General features: G+C 66.2%; 19 protein-coding genes and 1 tRNA gene. 4 read left to right on the top strand and 16 right to left on the bottom strand.

Annotated features, from left to right (window positions below; all coding sequences use genetic code 11):
- Nucleotides 1–26 precede the first annotated feature (26 nt).
- Nucleotides 27–998 (top strand): ornithine cyclodeaminase family protein, encoded by a 972-nt coding sequence (locus tag ACFQS4_RS16180; protein ID WP_500194350.1) that lies wholly within the window; start codon nt 27–29, stop codon nt 996–998.
- A 128-nt stretch (nt 999–1,126) separates the two neighbouring features.
- Here the strand turns inward: ACFQS4_RS16180 and ACFQS4_RS16175 are convergent, their stop codons facing one another.
- The 10 genes from ACFQS4_RS16175 to ACFQS4_RS16130 form a co-directional block, all read right to left on the bottom strand.
- Nucleotides 1,127–1,831 (bottom strand): ABC transporter ATP-binding protein, encoded by a 705-nt coding sequence (locus ACFQS4_RS16175; protein WP_500194348.1) that lies wholly within the window; start codon nt 1,829–1,831, stop codon nt 1,127–1,129.
- Between the two features lie 75 nt (nt 1,832–1,906).
- Nucleotides 1,907–2,662 carry an ABC transporter ATP-binding protein gene (locus tag ACFQS4_RS16170; RefSeq protein WP_500194346.1) on the bottom strand — a complete coding sequence of 252 codons (756 nt, stop codon included), beginning with the start codon at nt 2,660–2,662 and terminating at the stop codon, nt 1,907–1,909.
- Nucleotides 2,659–3,708: a branched-chain amino acid ABC transporter permease gene (locus tag ACFQS4_RS16165; RefSeq protein ID WP_500194343.1), complete on the bottom strand. Its 1,050-nt coding sequence runs from the start codon at nt 3,706–3,708 to the stop codon at nt 2,659–2,661. Before ACFQS4_RS16165 ends, ACFQS4_RS16170 begins: the two co-directional genes overlap by 4 nt.
- The gene (locus ACFQS4_RS16160) at nt 3,705–4,589 is read right to left on the bottom strand and encodes a branched-chain amino acid ABC transporter permease (RefSeq protein WP_500194340.1); all 885 of its coding nucleotides are present in this window, start codon (nt 4,587–4,589) and stop codon (nt 3,705–3,707) included. Before ACFQS4_RS16160 ends, ACFQS4_RS16165 begins: the two co-directional genes overlap by 4 nt.
- A gap of 18 nt (nt 4,590–4,607) precedes the next feature.
- Entirely contained in the window at nt 4,608–5,972 is a 1,365-nt protein-coding gene (locus ACFQS4_RS16155) for an ABC transporter substrate-binding protein (protein ID WP_500194337.1), read from the bottom strand.
- Between the two features lie 237 nt (nt 5,973–6,209).
- Nucleotides 6,210–6,282, bottom strand: a tRNA-Pro gene (locus ACFQS4_RS16150).
- A 58-nt stretch (nt 6,283–6,340) separates the two neighbouring features.
- The gene (locus tag ACFQS4_RS16145; RefSeq protein ID WP_500196639.1) at nt 6,341–6,937 is read right to left on the bottom strand and encodes a P-loop nucleotide/nucleoside kinase family protein; all 597 of its coding nucleotides are present in this window, start codon (nt 6,935–6,937) and stop codon (nt 6,341–6,343) included.
- Between the two features lie 21 nt (nt 6,938–6,958).
- On the bottom strand, nt 6,959–7,561 hold the full coding sequence (trmY, locus tag ACFQS4_RS16140; protein WP_500194336.1) for a tRNA (pseudouridine(54)-N(1))-methyltransferase TrmY: 603 nt from the start codon (nt 7,559–7,561) through the stop codon (nt 6,959–6,961).
- Between the two features lie 164 nt (nt 7,562–7,725).
- Nucleotides 7,726–8,604, bottom strand: coding sequence for a homoserine kinase (locus tag ACFQS4_RS16135; protein ID WP_500194333.1), 879 nt, complete (start codon nt 8,602–8,604; stop codon nt 7,726–7,728).
- 360 nt (nt 8,605–8,964) lie between these two features.
- Nucleotides 8,965–10,281, bottom strand: coding sequence for an MFS transporter (locus ACFQS4_RS16130; RefSeq protein WP_500194330.1), 1,317 nt, complete (start codon nt 10,279–10,281; stop codon nt 8,965–8,967).
- Nucleotides 10,282–10,422: 141 nt separating this feature from the next.
- Between ACFQS4_RS16130 and ACFQS4_RS16125 the strand changes: the two genes are divergently transcribed.
- Both ACFQS4_RS16125 and ACFQS4_RS16120 read left to right on the top strand, forming a co-directional pair.
- A complete protein-coding gene (locus tag ACFQS4_RS16125; protein ID WP_500194328.1) occupies nt 10,423–10,833 on the top strand; it encodes a hypothetical protein in 411 nt (136 codons plus the stop codon).
- Nucleotides 10,834–10,873: 40 nt separating this feature from the next.
- The gene (locus tag ACFQS4_RS16120) at nt 10,874–11,497 is read left to right on the top strand and encodes a DUF1684 domain-containing protein (protein ID WP_500194325.1); all 624 of its coding nucleotides are present in this window, start codon (nt 10,874–10,876) and stop codon (nt 11,495–11,497) included.
- Between the two features lie 61 nt (nt 11,498–11,558).
- Here ACFQS4_RS16120 and ACFQS4_RS16115 read toward each other — a convergent pair whose 3' ends face one another.
- The gene (locus ACFQS4_RS16115) at nt 11,559–12,239 is read right to left on the bottom strand and encodes a class I SAM-dependent methyltransferase (RefSeq protein ID WP_500194324.1); all 681 of its coding nucleotides are present in this window, start codon (nt 12,237–12,239) and stop codon (nt 11,559–11,561) included.
- A 337-nt stretch (nt 12,240–12,576) separates the two neighbouring features.
- Between ACFQS4_RS16115 and ACFQS4_RS16110 the strand changes: the two genes are divergently transcribed.
- Entirely contained in the window at nt 12,577–13,155 is a 579-nt protein-coding gene (locus ACFQS4_RS16110; RefSeq protein ID WP_500194322.1) for a DUF7090 family protein, read from the top strand.
- A gap of 80 nt (nt 13,156–13,235) precedes the next feature.
- Here ACFQS4_RS16110 and ACFQS4_RS16105 read toward each other — a convergent pair whose 3' ends face one another.
- The 5 genes from ACFQS4_RS16105 to ACFQS4_RS16085 form a co-directional block, all read right to left on the bottom strand.
- On the bottom strand, nt 13,236–14,021 hold the full coding sequence (locus tag ACFQS4_RS16105) for a DUF7089 family protein (RefSeq protein ID WP_500194319.1): 786 nt from the start codon (nt 14,019–14,021) through the stop codon (nt 13,236–13,238).
- Nucleotides 14,022–14,238: 217 nt separating this feature from the next.
- Nucleotides 14,239–15,555 (bottom strand): adenosylhomocysteinase, encoded by a 1,317-nt coding sequence (locus tag ACFQS4_RS16100; RefSeq protein ID WP_500194317.1) that lies wholly within the window; start codon nt 15,553–15,555, stop codon nt 14,239–14,241.
- 334 nt (nt 15,556–15,889) lie between these two features.
- Nucleotides 15,890–16,660 carry a hypothetical protein gene (locus ACFQS4_RS16095; protein WP_500194315.1) on the bottom strand — a complete coding sequence of 257 codons (771 nt, stop codon included), beginning with the start codon at nt 16,658–16,660 and terminating at the stop codon, nt 15,890–15,892.
- Between the two features lie 186 nt (nt 16,661–16,846).
- A complete protein-coding gene (locus ACFQS4_RS16090) occupies nt 16,847–18,136 on the bottom strand; it encodes an amidohydrolase (RefSeq protein ID WP_500194313.1) in 1,290 nt (429 codons plus the stop codon).
- Nucleotides 18,137–18,162: 26 nt separating this feature from the next.
- A complete protein-coding gene (locus ACFQS4_RS16085) occupies nt 18,163–19,314 on the bottom strand; it encodes a sensor histidine kinase (protein ID WP_500194311.1) in 1,152 nt (383 codons plus the stop codon).
- Nucleotides 19,315–19,341 lie beyond the last annotated feature (27 nt).

Below are 19,341 nucleotides of genomic sequence, written 5' to 3'. Positions count from 1 at the left end.
AAGTCCGAAGGGAGCAATGGCCGCCCATGGTACTCGTACTCTCCGAGGCGGCGGTCGAGGAGGCTCTCGACCTCGCCGACCTCGTCGACGTGGTCGGGGACGCGCTCGTCAAACAGGCCGCGGGTGACGTCGAACGACCCGACAGACCGCACTTCCCCGTCGGCTCGGGGCTCGAGGGGGACGAACCGCTGGGAACCGGAATCGCGATGCCCGCTTACGTCTACGGCGACGACCAGTACGCGACGAAACTCGTCGGCGTCCACGAGGGGAACGCAGAACGCGGACTGCCGACAATTCATGCACAGATCGTCCTCACGGACGCCCGGACCGGCGTTCCGGAGGCGTTCATGGGCGGGACGACCATCACGAACGCCCGAACGGGCTGTCTCGGCGCGCTCGCGGTCCGTGAACTCGCCCCCGACGCGATCACGCTCGGCGTCGTCGGCGCGGGCGCGCAGGCTCGCTGGCAGACCCGAGCCATCGAGACGGTCGCCGCGCTCGAGGACGTGCGAATCTACTCGCCGAGTGCGTCCCGGGACGCCTGTGCCGCCGATCTGAGCGACGAGGGGATTCCCGCCCGCGCCGTCGACACCCCGGCGACCGCTGTCGACGGAGCCGACGTGGTCGTGACCGCGACGACTGCCACCGAGCCGGTGTTCCCGGCCGACGCGCTCGAACCGGGAGCGCTTGTCGTCGCCGTCGGCGCGTTCACCGCCGAGATGCAGGAGGTCGAACCGGCCGTTCTCGAGGACGCTGGCGTGGTGTTCGCCGACGTCCCGTCCGAAGTCGCCGAGACGGGTGACGTCCTCGCCACCAGCCTGGGCGCAGAGGACCTCGTCGCCCTCGGTGAACTGGTCGCCGACGGCTACGAGCGTCGATCGCCGGACGAGGTGGTCGTCGTCGACAGCGTCGGTTCCGCGACGCTGGACGCGGCCGCGGGGACGACCGTCTATCGGCGGGCGCTGGAGCGCGACGCCGGGACCGAGGTTTCGCTGTAGCGCATCTCGTTTCGTCGAACCGTGGTCTTTGCGTTATGCCCGACTTATGCCGACGAGCGAGGGCTGTCTCCAGGAACCGGTGCTCGAGCGACACCAGGCCGAACGACACCATCTCGAGCGACTCGCTGCTACCCACCGAGGAACTGCCGCCGGACCTCGGGATCGTTCAACAGTACCTCGCCCTCGTCGACGTACCGATTCTCTCCCTGGGCGAGGACGTAGCCGCGATCACAGCGACGCAACGCGGTCGTCGCGTTCTGTTCGACGATGAGGATCGTCACGCCGCGATCGTTGATCGCATCGATGTGATCGAACATCTCGTCGACCAGGTCGGGAGCGAGCCCCGCGGACGGCTCGTCGAGCAATAGCAAGGGTGGATCGGGAATCAGCGCCCGCGCCATCGCGAGCATCTGTTGCTGACCGCCCGAGAGGTTGCCCGCCCGCAGGTCGAGGCGCTCCTCGAGGATCGGGAACTGCTCGAGGACCGCCGCCAGCCGGTCGTCCGGGAGGTCGCCAAGCAGGTACGCGCCGATGCGGAGGTTCTCCTCGACCGTCAGCGACGGGAAGACGTTCTCGGTCTGGGGAACGTAGCCGACGCCACGGTCGATGATCGCCTGTGGCTCCAGTCCGGCGACGTTCTCGCCGTCGAATCGAATCTCGCCGCCCATGTGCGTCGCCAGCCCCACGATGGCCTTCATCGCAGTCGATTTTCCCGCGCCGTTGGGGCCGACGATCGCGACGTACTCGCTGTCGTCGACGTGGAGATCCACCCCGTACAGTACCTGTAGCTCGCCGTAGCCCGCGTCCAGGTCGGTGAGTTCGAGTAAACTCATCGGCCACCCCGTCGCGGTTCGCGTTCGGGTCTCCGTTCGGAGACGTGCTCGTGGAATGTGCTCATTGTCCTGTCTTCACCCACCCAGGTACGCTTCGATGACCTCCTCGTGTTCCATAATCTCCGCCGGCGTCCCGGTTGCGAGGACCCGTCCGTCCGCCAGGACGACCAGGCGATCGACCAGTTCGGTTAACGTCTCCAGTTCGTGCTCGATGATGAGCAGCGTGAGATCGTCCTCGTTGAGCGCCTCGATGTGCGCCACGATTTCGTTCGTCAACGACGGATTGACGCCGGCGAACGGCTCGTCGAGCAGCAGCATCTTCGGGTCGAGCATCAGCGACCGCGCGAGTTCGAGGAGTTTGCGCTGGCCCCCGGAGAGGGTACCGGCGTACTCGTCGACCATCGTCTCGAGGTCAAACACCTCGAGGAGTTCGAGCGCCCGTTGCCGAGCCTCGGCTTCGCGTCGTTCGCTCGCCCCCGTCCGGCCGACGGCGTGCCAGGCCCGCTCGCCAGGGTGGTCGAGCGCCGGGAGGAGCACGTTCTCCTCGACGGTCAACGTCTCCAGTTCGCGGGTCCGCTGGAAGGTCCGGACGAGGCCCCGTCGTGCGAGGGCGTGCGGTGGAAGCGTCGTGACGTCCTCTCCGTCGAACGTGACAGTTCCGGCGTCACACTCGATGACGCTCGAGAGGCAGTTGAACGTGGTCGTCTTTCCGGCGCCGTTCGGGCCGATCATGCCGACGATCTCGCCCGCCTCGACCTCGAAGCTGACGCCGTCGACGGCGACGAGGCTGCCGAACGACCGGCGAATGTCCTCGACGGCGAGCAACGTCACGACTCCACCCCCAGCCTGTCGGCGTCTCCCCAGAGACCCTCCGGGCGGTACCTGATGATGAGCATCAACAGGAGCCCGACGAACATCAGCCGGATCGAGGCGAACTGGTCCTGGGTGATGAACGGAATCGCGTCGTTGAAGAATCGGGTGATTAGCTGAAAGCCCATAATGATCGCGAGCCCGCCGATGACGCCGCGGTCGTTGCCCGCCCCGCCGATGAGCATTCCGACCCAGACGATAACGGTCACGTCGATGGTGAAGAAGCCCTCCGCGGCAGCGCCGTTGTAGAAGACCAGCAGCGCCCCCGCCAGTCCCGCGATGGCGGCGCCGTAGACGAACACGGCGACCTTGTACCGGAAAACGCGTTTGCCGAGGGTCTCGGTCACCTGGTCGTCGGCGCGAATCGCGCGGAGGACGCGCCCGTACGGCGAGGCCGACAGCCGACGGAAGACGCCATAGAAGAACAACGCGAGCGCCGCGAAGACGACGATCGTCGAGACGAGCGCCGCACCACCGCCGACGTCGGTGGTCCCGGCGATCGGCCGCGGAACGCTGGTAAGGCCGACCGTCCCGCCGGTCACGTCGCGGAACGCGATGATCAACCCGTGGACAATTTCGGCGACGGCCAGCGTGACGATGGCGAGGAAGTCGTCGCGAAGCCTGAGCGTCGAGACGCCGATCAAGACGCCGAGTGCGGCCGCGGCGAGGACGGCGGCGACCACCCCGACCGGCCACGGGAATCCGAGTCCGACGGCCTGGTACGGATCGTTCGCGGTCAGGATCGCCGCGGCGTAGCCGCCGACCGCGAAGAAGGCGACCGGGCCGAAGTTGACCAGTCCGGCGTGGCCGAACTGGAGGTTCAACCCGACCAGAATCATCGCGTACAGGAAGAAGAGGACGCCGACTTCGAAGAAGACGAACGAGCCGCCCGGCGGCTGGACGAAGAGCGGACTCACCAAGAACACCAACGAGAGCACCAGCAACGCGAGCCCGACGTGGACCGCGTCGATCGGCAAGTTCTCGAGCCGGGACGTCGGGGCGCTCACGACGTCCGCACCTCCGCGTTGACGAGGCCGCCGGGACGGACGAGCAGGACGACGATGAGGACGACGAACGCCATGGTCGCGTTGAGTTCCGACAGCCCGGACGGGAGAAATGCGACGGAAACGGTGATGCCGATGCCCAGCAGGTACGATCCGACGATGGCCCCGTAGGGACTGCCCGCGCCGCCAAGGATGGCGGCGGTGATGATCAACAGGAGCTGGCCGAAGCCCACGGTGGGATTGGCCGACTGCGAGACGGCGAGCATGACGCCCGCGACGCCCGCGAGGCCGGAGGCGGCGAGCCAGACTGCGTTTCTGATCCGTCGGGTGTCGATCCCGGAGACCAGCGCGAGGTCCTCGTTGTCCGAGGTCGCGCGCATCGCGATCCCGAGCATCGTCCGGCTGAGAAAGACGTGGAGGACGACGACGGCGACGAGCGTCACGCCGATGATGAACAGTTGCTGACTCGTGACGAAGAAGCCCCAGTCGTCGAAGCGGTACGTCGTGACATCTCGCGGCAGGCTCCGACGATCAGCCCCCGCGATCACCCGGAACCCGTTCCGCAAGACCAGGCCCAGACCGATGGACATCAACAGCAGCGGAACCGCCCCCGCCTCGTTCATGGGTTCGAACGTGACGCGGGCGATGACCCAGCCGACGATTGCCGTGATCACCAGGGCGACGACGACGGCCACCGGGATCGAGAGACCGCCGAACACGACCGCGAAATAGCCGACGAACGCGCCGACCGTGATGAACTCGCCGTGAGCGAAGTTTATCATGTTGACGAGGCCGTACACCAGCGTAAATCCGATCGCGCCGAGTGCGATGTACGAACCGATAACCAGACCGAAGATGATCTCCTGTGCGAGTGGAATTTCCATAGATAGTTCTACGACTCGTCAGTACTCGTCGATCTCGTCCTGCAGGTCGTCGCCGCTGATAGTGAACTCCGTCTCGAAGCCGTCGGGCGTTACCCGCTCGACGACCACGTCTCCCCAGACGTTCCCGTGCTCGGTGAAATCGCAGTCCGTGACGGCGCCCTCGTAGTTGATTTCGTCGCCGTTGTCGAGCGCGTCCTTCCCCTCGGAGAACGTCGTGACGGTCGTTCCGTCGGGGCGAGATACCGCGCCGATGCTCTGCTGAATAGCCTCGTGAGACGTCTCGCCAGCGTGGTGGATCGCCAGCGCGAGAATGTTCGTCGCGTCGTAGGCCGCGACTCCCCAGGGGTGAAGCCCTTCGTCGCTCACCTCCTCGTAACTCGAGAGGAACTGATCGTAGTTCGGCCCCTCCGTACTCCCAGCGGCGATCCAGGCGCCTTCCGCCTGTTCGCCGACTTCGTCGATGAGGGAGTCGTCCCGGAGGCCGTCTTCCATCAGCAACTGGCCGCCGTAGCCGCCGTCCTCCCAGTTCCGGAGGATCGTGATCGCGTCCTCGAGGGCGAACGACAGTGCCCACGCGTCGAAGTCGTTGCTGAACAGTTCGTTCAGCTGACTCTGATAGGACGATTGGCCCTCGTCAGCCGAGATGACCTCGACGATTTCGCCGCCGAGTTCCTCGTACCAGCTGGTGAACTGCCGCGTCCAGCCCTCTTCGCCGGCGCTCGTGGCGCTGAGGATTCCCATCCGTTCGACACCAGCCTCCTCGATCATCGCCTGGGCGGCGCCGGAGGTGTGGACGGTGTCGCCGATGACGGTCCGCCAGAGCCACTCGTCGTCGTCCGTCTCGTCGGTTCCCTTGTCCCCGCCTCTAGTGTCGAGATACGTCGACCCCGGCCACGGCGTGATTATCGGGACTTGCTGTTCCTGGATGAACTCCCAGAGCGGTTCGATCTCGCTCGAGTACAGGCCGTTGATAGCGACCACGCCGTCGCTGTCGATGAACTGACGGAGCACCTCTCGAGCCTGTTGTGGGTCGACCGTGGTGTCCTGGCGGTTGACCTCGAACTCGGCGTCGAGCGGCCCGCCAGCGTCGTTGATCTGCTGTACCGCCAGGTCCGTCGCGTCGGAGGCCGCCGGCTGCAGGAAGTCCCACGTACCGGTCAACGAGGCCGGCTGCCCCACCACGACGGTGTCGGGCGACTCGCCGTTGCCGCCATTGCTGTCGTTGCTGCCGTTATCACCGTTCCCGCCGTTGCCTCCGTTGCCACCGTTCCCGTCTCCCTCGGTTCCGATACAACCCGCCAGGCCAATCGTCGTCAGTGCGCCCGTTCCAGTGATCGCCAGAAAGGTTCGGCGATCGGTCCCGACTGATTCCTTGCGTGACATTCTTTCACAACCCTCTCTGGTGCGTATCGATACCAGGCAAGCATAAAAGTATTGCTCAGAGTAATTCGCCCGACAGGACAGCGACCGCAGCGCCCGGGTCGGCGTTACCACTCCTCGTCAGGCTGGTCACCGACGGTGAGCGCGGGAGTTCGAACCTTCGCCTCGTCGTCGACTCCTGCACCCGGGTACCTCGCGGTGCGTGCGCGTCGCTCGGCAGTGTGAAGTGCGGGAGTAGTATGGGCCGGCTCAGATTCGAACTGAGGTTACGGCCACCCGAAGGCCGAAGGATACCAAGCTACCCCACCGGCCCGCACTCGAGTCGAGGCCCGCCGACAGTTTAACGTTTGCGAATGGGTCGCGGAACCGACTCAGGAAACGCGAGCCTCGAGCGTCTCACAGATCGCGGTCAGCTGACGACGGGTCTCCGCCAGCGAGCCCGAATTGTCCACCCGGTGGTGGGGCTCCGCTGGCGGCTCGAACTCCGACTCGAGGAGTTCGTAGACGGCGAAGTCGGCGTCGCTCTCGTCACCCTCGCGTTCCGCGATACGCGTACGGACGACGGACGTGTCACACTCGACGCGAACGAGTTCGAATCGGGCGTCTGCGTCCTCGGCGACCGCCCGCGCTCGCTCGCGAAGGGGTTCACGGCGGAAGGTCCCGTCGACGACCGCGACGCCATCGCGCTCGAGCGCCCTGGCCGCGCGAGCGAGCGTCGCCTCGTAGGTCGTTTGTGTCTCCGTCTCGGTGTATTCCGGGTCGGGGAACCGATCCTTGCGTACGACGTCGGTGCGGACGAGGTCGGCCTCGAGCCGGGCCGCGAGGTCCGACGCGACGGTCGTTTTTCCGGTGCCGGGGAGCCCGCAGACGACGACGAGACGCTTCCGTTCGGACATTTCGGATTCGATGAGTGAATGGGACGGTGGGGGTTTGGCCTTTGCGCTTCGATGCGGTTCGTGCGAGCGGATTGTTCGCGACGACTCGCGGTATCAGACCCGCTCGTAGCCATCGGTGTCGAGGTAGTGGTGCGCGACGGTGATTGCCTGGTCGGCGTGAAGCAGCGTCGGTCCGAGTCGAAGCCGTCGATCGGCCGCCTCGGCGAGCAGGTCGGCCTCTTCCTCGGTGAAGTCGTGGTGATCCGAGAGGACGAATGTGGGGTCGGCGAGCGATTGTGGATCGGCGTCGACGATAGCATCCCCGTCTTCGTGGAGCTGAATCACCGGGCCGTCCCCGGCGACTGCCTCGAGCGTCTCGGCGAACCCGCGTCGATACAGTTCGACGCCGGGGCTCGGTTCGGCGGGCAGCGCGCCGATGGCCTCCTCGCGGTGCCCGAGGGCCGTTCGGACCAGCGCGGCGGTGCTTCGCTCGTCGGGGTTGAGGTTCCGGAGGTCGCGCCCGTCGAAGGTGATCGTGTAGGTGTCCTGGACGACGAGGTGGACCTGGACGTCGGTGCGGATGCCGTGGGAGGTGACGAACGCGGCGGTGATCGACCGACAGAGGGCGTCGAGTCGGCCGGCGCCGCCGGCGAGGTCGTCGAGCGAGAAGTCGGCATCGGTGGGGACGTCGTGGGCGATGAGGACGAACTGGCGCATGCGGATACTCGACACTCGAGGCGCCGCGCGTGTATGGGCATCGATCGTCAGGTCACACTGGTCGATGGAACGCCGATCCTTGTGTCAGTCGGCGGGTCGTCAGACCTTGTGTCAATCGGCAGGTCGCCGACTCTCACGCCAGTCGGTAAATCGCCGAACTCGAGTTAATCGTACAAGGTCGCGCCCTGACCGATTCGGGTCTGGTAGGCGCGGCTCTCGACGCCCGCGTCGTCGAACGTCTCGAGCATCGCGTCGGCCACCGCCCGCTGGTCGCTGGCCCGGCAGACCGCCAGCAGGGACGGGCCGGCGCCGCTGACCGTCACGCCCGTCGCGCCGGCCTCGAGAGCCGCCGCCCTGACGTCGTCGTAGCCGTCGATCAGGGCCGCTCGAGCGGGCGTGACCACGGGATCGTCCATCCCTCGTCCGACGAGGTCGGGATCGTTTCGCGTCATTCCCACCGCGAGCGTCGCTGCGTTTCCCACGGTTTCGGTGACGGCCGCTCGCGACGTCGACGAGGGGACGACCTCGCGGGCGTCGCGCGTCGAAACCACCATTTCGGGGAGACAGGCGACCAGCGACAGCGACGCGTCGACCTGCGTAATGCCGTCGTCGGTGACGACGGTGAACCCGCCCAGCAGCGACGGCGCGACGTTGTCGGCGTGAGCCTCCCCGGAGACGAGCGCCTCGCCCTCGGCGGCCGCCGAGACGAGGTCCGTTCGACTGTGTCCGAGGTCGTAGAGGGCGTTCAACGCGAGCGCGGCACCGGCGGCGCTCGCGGCCGAGGAGCCGAGCCCCGACGATGGGCGGACGCCCTTGTCGATGTGAATGTGTGCGGTCACCCCGAGCGCCTCCGCGACCGCCCCGACGGTGTTCGACTTCGGATCTTCCGGGATGTATGTGCTGCCGACGCCCGTCACCGAAATCGAGGTCTCCTCGGCGCGCTCGACTCGAACCACGTCCGCGGGCGTCTCGAGTGCGAGGCCGAATACGTCGTAGCCACTGCCGAGATTCGCGCTCGTCGCGGGCGCTCGCACGGTTCGCATGGCGTGTCGTACCCACAGCGGCGGGAAAAAGGTAGCGAAGCGTGCGATGATCGCCGCTTGAGACGCGGCTGTCGGCACCCATCGGGAGCTATCGGTCCAGAGTCAGCCGGCACCTATCGGGAGCTACCGACCACCTGCAGGCGGGGTCTATCTCCGGCGCGAAGCCGATTACCGATGCTCGCCGAGTCGTCGAAAGTGGACGTGGAGAGAGAGGCCCGCGAGCCCGGTCGCGATCAAGATGGCGTAGATCGCAACCTCGAGTACGGCTGGGAGAGGGTCCATCACCCATCATTTGCGACCCGGGTGGTACAATCCCACGGCTGGATATGTGTACGCCTCAAGTGCTGAAGTGAATCGATGCTACCCGTCGACCGGTTCGCCGCGTTCGTTCTGTTCGTGGTCGACCTCGAGCGTCTCCTCGACCTGCGTTATGACGAGTACCGCGCCGACTGCAGCGATTGCGCCGCCGAAGAGAAACGGCACTCGAAAGCCGTAGCCGACGAGCGTCCCGGAGGCGAAGGGGCCGAGGGCGATGCCGAACCCGAAGGCCATCGTCAGCACCGACAGTTTCGTCCCGGACTCGCCCGCGCCCGCGAGGTCGCCCGCCAGAGCAAGGGAGGGGGCGAACACCATCGCACCGGCGACGCCCTGGGCCAGGCGGGCGAGCAACATCGTCTCGGGGGTGAACACGTACCCCTGCACAATCGTCGTCGGGATCAACAGGACCATCCCGGCGACGATGAACGGTCGTCGCCCGAACCGGTCGCTGGCCCGGCCGATCGGCGTCTGGAGGAGGATCTGCGCGATCACGAAGCCGGCGAACTGGAGGCCGAACCAGGTCGATCCCTGCTCGAGGCGAGCGTTGATCTGGGGCTGGAGCGTCGCGAACAGGGCGATCGAGCCCGCGAGAAAGAGCGTCGCGACGCCGAGGGTGAAGATTGGGTCGAGGAGGTGACGACCCGATCGGTCGAGAATAGCGATGGAGAGGTCCGATCCCGCGTCCGCTACCGTCGACTCGGGGTCTGAGACCAGGACGGTGACCAGCAGGTAGCTCACCGCCGCGGTGACCGTCGCGACGTAGAAGGCAGCGTCGAACCCGTTGACGGCGACTCCAAGATCACTCGTCCCGGGGACTGACAGCGCGTACGGTCCCGCGCTGACGACCACCCCGGCGGCGACCGGACCGGCACCGAAACCGATCAGCCGGAAGGTGTTGTAGACGCCCATGTTGCCGCCTCGATCCCGCGTGGTCGCGAGTTCGTTCACGAGCGCAATCGACGTCGGAATGATGAAGGCGACGCTCACGCCCTGCAGGCCGCGAATCAGGAACAGGTGCGCGTAGGTGTCGGCGAAGACGTACGCCAGGTTGGTCACGGCCAACCCGGCGAGACCCACCAGGATGAACGCCTTTCGCTTGCCCGTTCGGTCGGAGTACCGCCCGGTGAACGGCTGGGCGCTACTGTTGAGAAATCCGTACAGCGAGAGGATCGTGCCGATGATGACGGCCTCCTCGAGGCCGAACGCATTTCCGGCGACCAGGTCGCTGCCGACGTACAGCGGGATGACGATGATGAGAAACGAGTTGCCGACACCGTCGGCCATCCGGGCGAACGCGAGCGCCAGCACCCGCCGGTCGACGCGAAAGAGCGAGAGGAAGCGACCGACGAGCGACAGCATGCCCCCACCTCCAAGGTACAGCCGAGTAATCGTTCCGGAACCGGGTTCGATTTCAGGAACCGGTGTGCTCTCGAGTCCGTGCTCGTCTCGGGAGCGGTCGAGAACCAAAACGGCTACTCGCTGGCGGACGAATCCCCGCGTATGGTCTCTCGAGAGAGTCGCGTCCTGCTGGGGTCGATGGCGCTCGTCGCCGTCGTCATCCTCGGGCTGGACCTCGTGACGGACGCGCTCGGATTGCCTCGCTGGTCGAGTCCGCTCTTTGGCTTCCTGGTGATCGTCGGACTCGGCGTCGCTACACCGCAACTGTACCTCGCACGCACTGACGACGACCGATCGCCCCTCACCCGGCTACGGATCGTGGTCTTCCTGACCGTCGTCTTCGCGTTTCTGTTCGTGGGAGCCGCCCAGGGGCTCGAGCGGCTGGCGATCGTCGGCCTCACTGCCCTCACCGTCGTCGGCTGGTTCGGCTACGAGTTTCTGGTCGCGTATCGTGCCGCGAAGGAAGACCCCTCTCGCCTCCCCGATGTCGACGGCGGGCCGGGAAGCCCCTGAGTACGGAAGGCATACCCGTCCGGCGGGCCAATCGGCGGTTATGACGACCGACGACCCTGACCCTGGCTCCGCGAGCGACCGCGGAGCCGCCACCGACGTCGACCGCGAGGAGTACCACCGGACGCTCGAGGACAAACGCGCCGAGAAGGACCGATTCTTCGGCGATCACCCCCAGTCGCCGATTCCACCCGAGGACCGCGAGGACTTCGACGGCCTCGCGTACTTCGACCCGGACCTCGAATACCGGGTGACGGCGACGGTCGACCTCGAGGACGACCCCGAGGCCAACCCTGTCGCGATAGAGACGACCGCGGGACGCGAAGTGCGCTACCTCCGGGTCGCCACCCTCGCGTTTGACCTCGAGCGCGCGGATCCGGACCTCGCGGAGGGAAGATACGAACTCGCCGCCTACAGTCAGGACGGGAATACGGACGAACTGTTCGTCCCGTTCCGGGACAAGACGACGGGACAGCAGAGTTACCGCGGCGGCCGGTACATGGAACTGGAAGTCGACGGCGATCTCGAGGACGGACAGGCCCTCGTCGTCGACTTCAACCTCGCGTACTCGCCGTTCTGTGCGTTCAGCGAGACGTTCGACTGTCCGCTCCCGCCCGAGGAGAACTGGCTCGAGGTGGCGATTCCGGCGGGGGAAAAGGCGTACTGAGGGGCTGGAGAAAGCGTACGTAGAGACGGGGGAGAAGCGTACTGAGAAGAGTTCGGTAGCGTCAGGGCGCGACGCCCACAGTCAGCAGCGTCCCGTACTCCCGGTACCGTTCGACCATGTCCTCGCGCGTCTCCCAGTCGTCGGTGGGGAAGGCGTTCTCGTCCGGAATCTCGGTCTCACGGTCGGGGATCGAATCCTGCTCGGCGACGTACAGCCCCGCCTCCCGGAAGGCCTCCCGGTACTGGTCGCGACTCCAGCGGGTCATCGCCACCGAGATTGTGTCCTGCCAGCCGTGTGAGTGGACGTTCTCCTCGTAGTAGTTGACGGCGCAGTAGAAGGTCCCCCCCGGGCGAAGCACGCGGGCAACTTCCTCGAGCGCCTCGTGGGGGTCGGCAGCGTAGTAGAAGGCCTCCATCGTCCAGACGTGGTCGACGCTGTCGTCGGCGAACGGGAGAGAGCCGAAGTCGCCGACGACGTAGCCGACGCGCGAATCGTCGGTGTAGCTCGCGGCGTTGCGGGCCATTTCGGGCGCCCCATCCAGGCCGTAGACGGCCTCGGCGTCGTTCGTCTCCTGGAGGGCACGTCCGGCGTAGCCGCTGCCACACCCCAGGTCGAGGACCGTCTCGCCCGCTTCGACCGGCATCCGTGCGAGCGCGTGTTTCGCCGTGTGCCAGTGGCGCGTCTCCATCCCCTTGTCGCGGCCGTCGGCCGCCCACTCGTCGAATTCCTCGCGAACGCTCATAGCCGTACTCGAGCGCGAGCGAGGAAAGGAATTTCCGTTTCGAGACGCGCTCGAGGCGCGACCGACACATTTTTTAGGACGGCCTAAAAATAGCTGGTGGAGGGACCCAGTACAGCCGAACCCGTGGGCATCGGGTGCGCGTCGGCCGTCCATCGAAGCCCTCCGTTCTGTCCCATTTCGTCCGACGAAGCGTACCGAGTCGAGAGTACCGAGTACGTCGGACCCGCGAGCGAGAGGGGACTCACGTTCCCGTTGCGCTCGGTCGGACGGAGGTCGAAATCGAACGTCAACGGACATCCGCATCCTTAAGTCAATCCCGGAACTTGTTCACGCCAGTATGGAGTACGCGCTCGAAATCGAGGGGACGCCGGAGACCGTACCAGGGGGGACGGGGATTCTCCTCCTGCACCCGAGCACCGGCGAAACCGACCGCATTGACACCGACTTCCTGAAGACCGACACCGATTCGTTCCTCGTCGTCTCGACACGAACCACCGCCCGCGAGGTCACCCAGAAACTCGAGTACTACGACGTCGACGAGTCCCGCGCCGTCATCCTGGACACCCTGAGTATCGAACGGGGGTACTCCCGGCGCTCGAGCGACGATGTCCACTACGTCGCCGCCCCCGACGACGTCGACGGTATCGTCCGCCAGGTCGAGCGCTTCCTCGAGGAAAACAACGGGAAGGTCCGGCTGAGTTTCGACTCGGTCACCGAACTCGCCTACTACGCCGGCGAAGACGCCGCCTTCGAGACCGTCGAACGGCTGGTGGGGTTGCTCGAGGAACACGACGCTGTCGGCCTGTTTCACCTCTCCGAGGAGGTCCACGACGCCGACGTCGTCGATCAGTTCCGAGGGCTGTTCGCCGGTATCGTCGACCTGGACGAAGATGGGACTGTCACGGCGGAGTTCTGAACACGGCTTCGTGGGCGCGAGTCTGCACTCGAGGGTTCACAACTCGAGGCTCACGACTCAATTACTCACGCTTCGAAGGCTTACGCGCCCTCGAGCGCTGCGAACGTCTTCTCGGCCCACCGGACCGCGTAAGACGGGCCGTGGTCGCGGTAGGCGCTCGTGTCGAGGGCCACGAACGGGGCCGGTAACTCGAGGCCGTGTTTGATCGCCGCGCACGCGAGTTCCGTGGCGTCGGCGAGGTCAGTCTCGCCGCGCGCGACGGCCCCCGGAAGTTCGGAGACCCGACCCTCGAGTCGCGTCCCGGCGTCCGCCCACGCCTCTGCCAGCTCGGGGTGGGTGTCCGTCCAGGACTGGAAAACCTCGCGGGTCTGTAGCCCCGTCCAGCCGTCGTACAGCGCGGCGGCGATCTGGTAGGTGGCGTTCGGCTCGAGCGGAACGGCCGCGTCGAGGTCTCGGTACGCTTCCTCGAAAAACCCCAGGAAGTGCTCGGGCACCTCGAGGCCGAGTTCGACGAGCGCCTCCGCGAGTAAAAAGTCCAGAAATGGTTCTGGAGTGCCCTGGACACGACTCTTGACCAGCACGACCGGCGGCCTGGTCTGGCGGGTCCAGACGATGCTCCCGTCGCCGGGCATCCCGATAGTGAAGTCCCGTCCGGCGTAGCGAGCGAGGAGTCGCGGGGCGTCCTCGGGGAGCCACTCGGCGGGGTAGGTCGACGGCTCGAGGGATTCGACCAGCAGCCCGAGGTCCTCCGCCTGGGCCGGCGGGAACGTCTCGAAGTCACGACCCGCGTTCAGGACGAGCGCCTCGCGCGCGTGTTCCTCGCGAACGGCGTCGACGGCCGGCGAGAGGGTGCGCTCCTCGAACATCACGCTCACGCGGCGGCGATCGACTGGGCGACGAACAGCAGCGCCAGTAGGGCCGAGGCGGCGATCGTGGTGACGACGACCTTCGTTGCAGTGCTCATGGCGCCAACTCGGCGAGCGATTCGCTTAAAACCATCTGTCTGCCCGCGCTCGAGGTGTACTCGAGGGTGCGTTCAACGGTGCGCGTTCGACTGGCGGTACGAAAATTCGATGGATGAACCTACGTACCGTGATCCCACGAGCCCATGTACTCGCGCTGGACGTCCGTCAGGTCGTCGAATTCGACGTCCTCGGCGGCGAGTTTGATCTCGGCGATCTCTTTGTCGAGTTCGTCCGGTACGTCGTGGACGCCGGGGCCGTACGCCTCGCCGTTCTCGACCATCTCGCGGACGCAGACGGCCTGGATGCCGAAGCTCTGGTCCATGACCTCGACCGGGTGGCCGAGCGCGATGGGGGCCGCGAGGTTGACCAGCCGCCCCTCCGCGATCACGTTCAGGCGGCGGCCGTCCGCGAGTTCGTAGGCCTGCACGCCGTCGCGGGCCTCATAGGTGTCGACGGCGAGGTCGGCGAGTCCCTCGAGGTCGACCTCGATGTCGAAGTGGCCCGCGTTGGCCAGCAAGACGCCGTCTTTCATGGACTCGAAGTGCTCCTCGACGACGACGTCGCGGTTGCCCGTCGTCGTGAGGAAGACGTCGCCAATCTCGGCGGCCTCGGCCATCGGCATCACGTCGTAGCCTTCCATGTGGGCCTCGAGCGCGCGTCGGGGCTCGACTTCGGTGACGATCACGTTCGCGTTCTGGCCCGAGGCTTTCTTCGCGACGCCTTTCCCGCAGTAGCCGTAGCCCGCGACGACGACGTTCTTGCCGGCCCACGAGAGGTTCGTGGTCATCGCGATGGACGCGAGGGAGGACTCGCCGGTACCGTGGACGTTGTCGAACAGCCGCTTCATCGGCGTGTCGTTGACCGCGAAGACGGGATACTCGAGCGCGCCGTCTTCGTCCATCGCGCGCAGGCGGTGAACGCCCGTGGTGGTCTCCTCGGCGCCGCCGACGATGCCGTCGATGAGTTCGGGGTAGTCCTCGTGGACGGCCGCGACCAGGTCCATCCCGTCGTCGACGGTGATCGTCGGCTCGAGGTCGAGGGTCGCGTGGATCGCGTCGTAGTACTCGTCGCCGTCGACGCCGCGTTTCGCGTAGCACGTGATGTTCTCGTGGGTGTCGAGCGCCGCGCTCACGTCGTCGTGAGTCGAGAGGGGATTACAGCCGGTGATGGCGATCTCGGCGCCGCCGTCGGCCAGCAACTCGACGAGGTTCGCCGTCTTGGCCTCGACGTGCATCGCCATCGCGATACGCTCGCCTGCGAGTGGCTGGTCGGCTTCGAACTCCTCACGGAGCGCGGTGAGGATCGGCATGTGCTGGGCGGCCCAGTCCATCTTGCGGCGGCCCTCCTCGCGTGCGGACTCGAGGTCCTGGACGTCCGAGTCGGGATCCTCGGCCGCGGCCGATAGCTGGTCGCTGATCGGTGGATAGTCGGTCATGGTCCGATAGAGACGGAGGGCGCTCAAAACCCTACCGAAGGCCGGTCGGGTTGCGAGGAGTCGTCGACGTCTCGACGAGGTAATCGGACCTCGAGTGGCGACGAGTTCGAAGAAACCTGTCGGTTTGGGTGTGGAGTAGACGGCTCGAGGAGGTCGCAATTCGCGGGGAGTTCAGAGCAGGGTGTCCGGCGAGGAGCGTAGTGGGTGCCTCTGACAGCGACCGCGTCCGGTACGCTCCCCCAGCAGCGCGTTCGACCCGAAGCCGGTTGGGGGGTCAGTCCGGGTTCGGGTTTTGATTCGGGCTCGATTCGGGTACTATCGTGGTCGAGCGGAGTTAGTTGTCGCCACCGTCTTCGTCGTCGCTGTCTTCGTCAGCTTCATCGATCCCGTCAACTTCTTCCCCATCGTCGTCCGCATCGCTGTCAGGACCTGCGTGGGCTGGTGGGCCGCGCTCGTCGTCATCGTCTCTGTCCGGCGGGCCGCGACGGTCGTCATCAGCGTCATCGCCTTCGTCGTCGGCGTCACCATCGTCGTCCGCATCGCCGTCAGGACCCGCGTGGGCTGGTGGGCCGCGCTCGTCGTCGCTTGGCGGACCGGCGTGATCCGGGGCGTTCCCGGGGTTGTTCTGGACGACGAAGTTCGCGACGGCGATCCCGAACGGACCGTCCGTGTCGTTACGGTTCTCCTCGACGAACTGCGAAACGAGGGCACCGAAGGAGTCGGCCGACTCGTCTTCGTCACCGTCTTCGTCATCGGCCGCCTCGAGCGTCTCGCTCGTGGTGTACGTCACGTTGTCGGCGGACGCCGTGAGATCGACGGAGACGTTCTCCTCGGGGGTCGGCAACGCGACGGTCCCGTTCTCGTCGGCCGTGTACGTTCCGTTACCCGCGTAGGAGGCGTTCTCGTCATTCGGGGCGACCTCGAGCGTGGCGTTGTCGGCTGCCGTTCCGTTTCGTTCGATCGTCACGACGACGTCGTCGGTCTGGTCGACGTCGATCGTGAGCGGCGAGTCCCCGCTGGCCATAGCCGCTGCACCGAGCGGGGCCAGCACCGAAAGGATCATCGCCGCAGCCAGTACCGCTGCGGTAAGTGTGTGGCGTCTCATCCCGGCTGGACCACCCTCGAGATTACTGATAAACCCCATCAGCAGTTCGGATTCGTTGACGTTTGTTTTGGCCGCTCGAGAATCGTTTATAGCGTTTATAGAATAAGCTGAGTGTTCAACGTACGTTCACGACTAGGACGAACCTGGACCGACCGTTCGTTCCGTTGAACAGTACGAACGACCTGGTCAGGCCACCCGCTCCAGAACGGCCGCGGCGTGCTCGGTCGCTCGTCGTCGAACGGCGGTCTCGTCGAGCGTCTGGACGACCCGGTCGCGCATCAGCACCTGCCCGTCACAGACCGTGTGGCGGACGTCGCTCGCGGCGGCCGCGTACGTCAGGTGACTCACGAGGTCGTGACGAGGCGTCAGGTGGGGCGCCTCGAGGTCGATCACGGCGAGGTCGGCCGCGCCGCCGACCTCGAGGCGGCCGCTCTCGAGACCGATGGCGTCGGCGCTCCCCCGGGTGAGTATCTCGACGACAGCCTCGGCGGGGACCGCGCTGGCGTCGTTCGCGGCGAGTTTGCCGAGCATCGCGGCGTCGCGGGCCTCGTCGAGCATCGAGAGGTCGTTGTTCGAGGCGGCGCCGTCCGTGCCGAGGCCGACTGTGGCCCCCGCGTCGAGGAGTCCCTGGACCGGCGCCATGCCGCTGGCGAGTTTCATGTTCGAGGCCGGGCAGTGGATCACGCCAGTCCCGGTCTCGGCGAGCAATTCGATCTCGCGCTCGTTCAGGTGAACGCCGTGGGCGACGAAGTCCTCGGACTCGAGCATCCCGACCTCGTCGGCGTACTCGAGCGGGCGAACGCCCTGTGTCTCGACGATGGGATGGACCTCGTCGGTGGTCTCGTTCGCGTGATAGTGGACCGGGATACCCTCAGTACGGGCCTTCGGGAGGAACTCCTCGAGGATCTCCCGTGAGACGGTCGTCAGCGAGTGGGGCATGAACGCCGTCGAGATGCGGCCGTCGGCCGCGCCGTCGAACTCCCGGGCTACGTCGAGGCTCTCCCGGGCGTCCGCTCGGGCGTCGGCCTCGTCCTTGCCGACAGTGACGATGCCGTGGCCGAGTCGCGCCCGGAGGCCGGCCTCCTCGACCGCGGCGGCGATTTCGGGCACCTCGAAGTACATGTCGGCGAAGCCGGTGACGCCGCCCTTGATAAACTCGAGCAGCCCTAACTCGGCGCCGGCCCGGACGTCCTCGGCGGAGAGGGCGGCCTCGGCGGGCCAGATGTCCTCCTGCAGCCAGGTGTCGAGGGGCTTGTCGTCGGCGTACCCCCGCAGGAGCGTCATCGCGACGTGGGTGTGGCCGTTCACGAACCCCGGCGTCACCAGACAGTCGGTCGCCTCGAGCGTCTCGTCGGCCGCAAAATCCTCGCCGATCTCGAGAATCTTGCCGGTCGATTGATCGATCAGTACGTCCGCGCGGTCGACAGTTCCGTTCGGGCGGAGGAGTTCCCCGCCGACGATCGCCAGCGTGGTCATTGCGTGACGTTTCGGTGGGGAAGGTGTTAATCTGCCGTCTCCGATTTCGACGGCGCCTCGATCTCCGCCGAATCGTCGGCCAGTGGCAGCGTGAACGTGAACGTCGACCCTTCCCCGGGTTTGGACTCGACCCAGATCCGCCCGTCGTGGCGGTCGACGATGCGCTTACACAGCGCCAGTCCGATCCCCGTCCCCGGATGTTCGTCGCGGGTGTGCAATCGCTCGAACACGTCGAAGATCCGATCCTGGTTCTCCGGGCTGATTCCGAGTCCGTCGTCCGTCACGCTCACCCGGCACAGCTCTCCGTCCCGTTCGGCGTCGATACGGACGGTCGGCGACTCCTCGTCGGTGTACTCTAAGGCGTTGCTCAACAGATTCTGGAAGAGCTGTCGGAGTTGCTCGGCGTCGCTACGAACCGTTGGAAGCGAGCCGACCGACAGCTCCGCCTGTGACGCCCCAATCTTCATCCGCAGATCCGAACGCACGTTCTCGACGACCGTCTCGAGGTCGACCGGGTCGAACGACCCCGACTCGGTGTCGACCCGCGAGTACTCGAGGAGCCCCTTGATCATCCGATGCATGCGTTCGGCGCCGTCGACGGCAAACGCGAGGAATTCCTCGGCGTCCTCGTCGAGCTCGTCGCCGTATCGATTCTCGAGCAACTGGAGGTAACTCGAGACCATCCGCAGAGGCTCCTGGAGGTCGTGACTGGCGGCGTAGGCGAACTGCTCGAGCGCACGGTTCGACTCCTCGAGCCGGGTGACGTTGTGCATCAACTCGAGGGACTGCTGTCGCCGGGCGAGCAGCGAGTTGAGCTGTCGAACCAGCGGTTCGCGCTCGATCGGCGCGGTGACGATCTCGTCGACCAAAAGCGAGTCGTCGTTCTCGTCCGGGTCGGGGAGGACGATCCGGGGGTTCGTCCGTTCCCGACGAATGAGGACGACCGGACAGAACACTGGACCGCTCTCCTCGACACGCTCCTCGAGGGCCGCGTGGTAGTCGGGAAACGAGAAGTCGTCGACCAGGTAGGCGTCGGCCTCGACCACCGACTCGTCGGTGAGCACCTCGTAGCGATCCTCGAGCAGGCGCCGGACGGCGGCTCGATTCCGCTCCTGGGAGATCAGGAGCTGGACGCGGTTTTCGGACCGTCGTCGCTCGACGCGGTTCGGGTTACTCATTGGTCAGGGGTATCGGTTGGAGGGGCA

The organism is Saliphagus sp. GCM10025317 (genome assembly GCF_042663665.1).
Classification (GTDB): Archaea; Halobacteriota; Halobacteria; order Halobacteriales; family Natrialbaceae; genus Natronosalvus.
The sequence above is the reverse complement of the archived record's forward strand: the minus strand, read 5'-3'. Positions and strand labels throughout refer to the sequence as shown.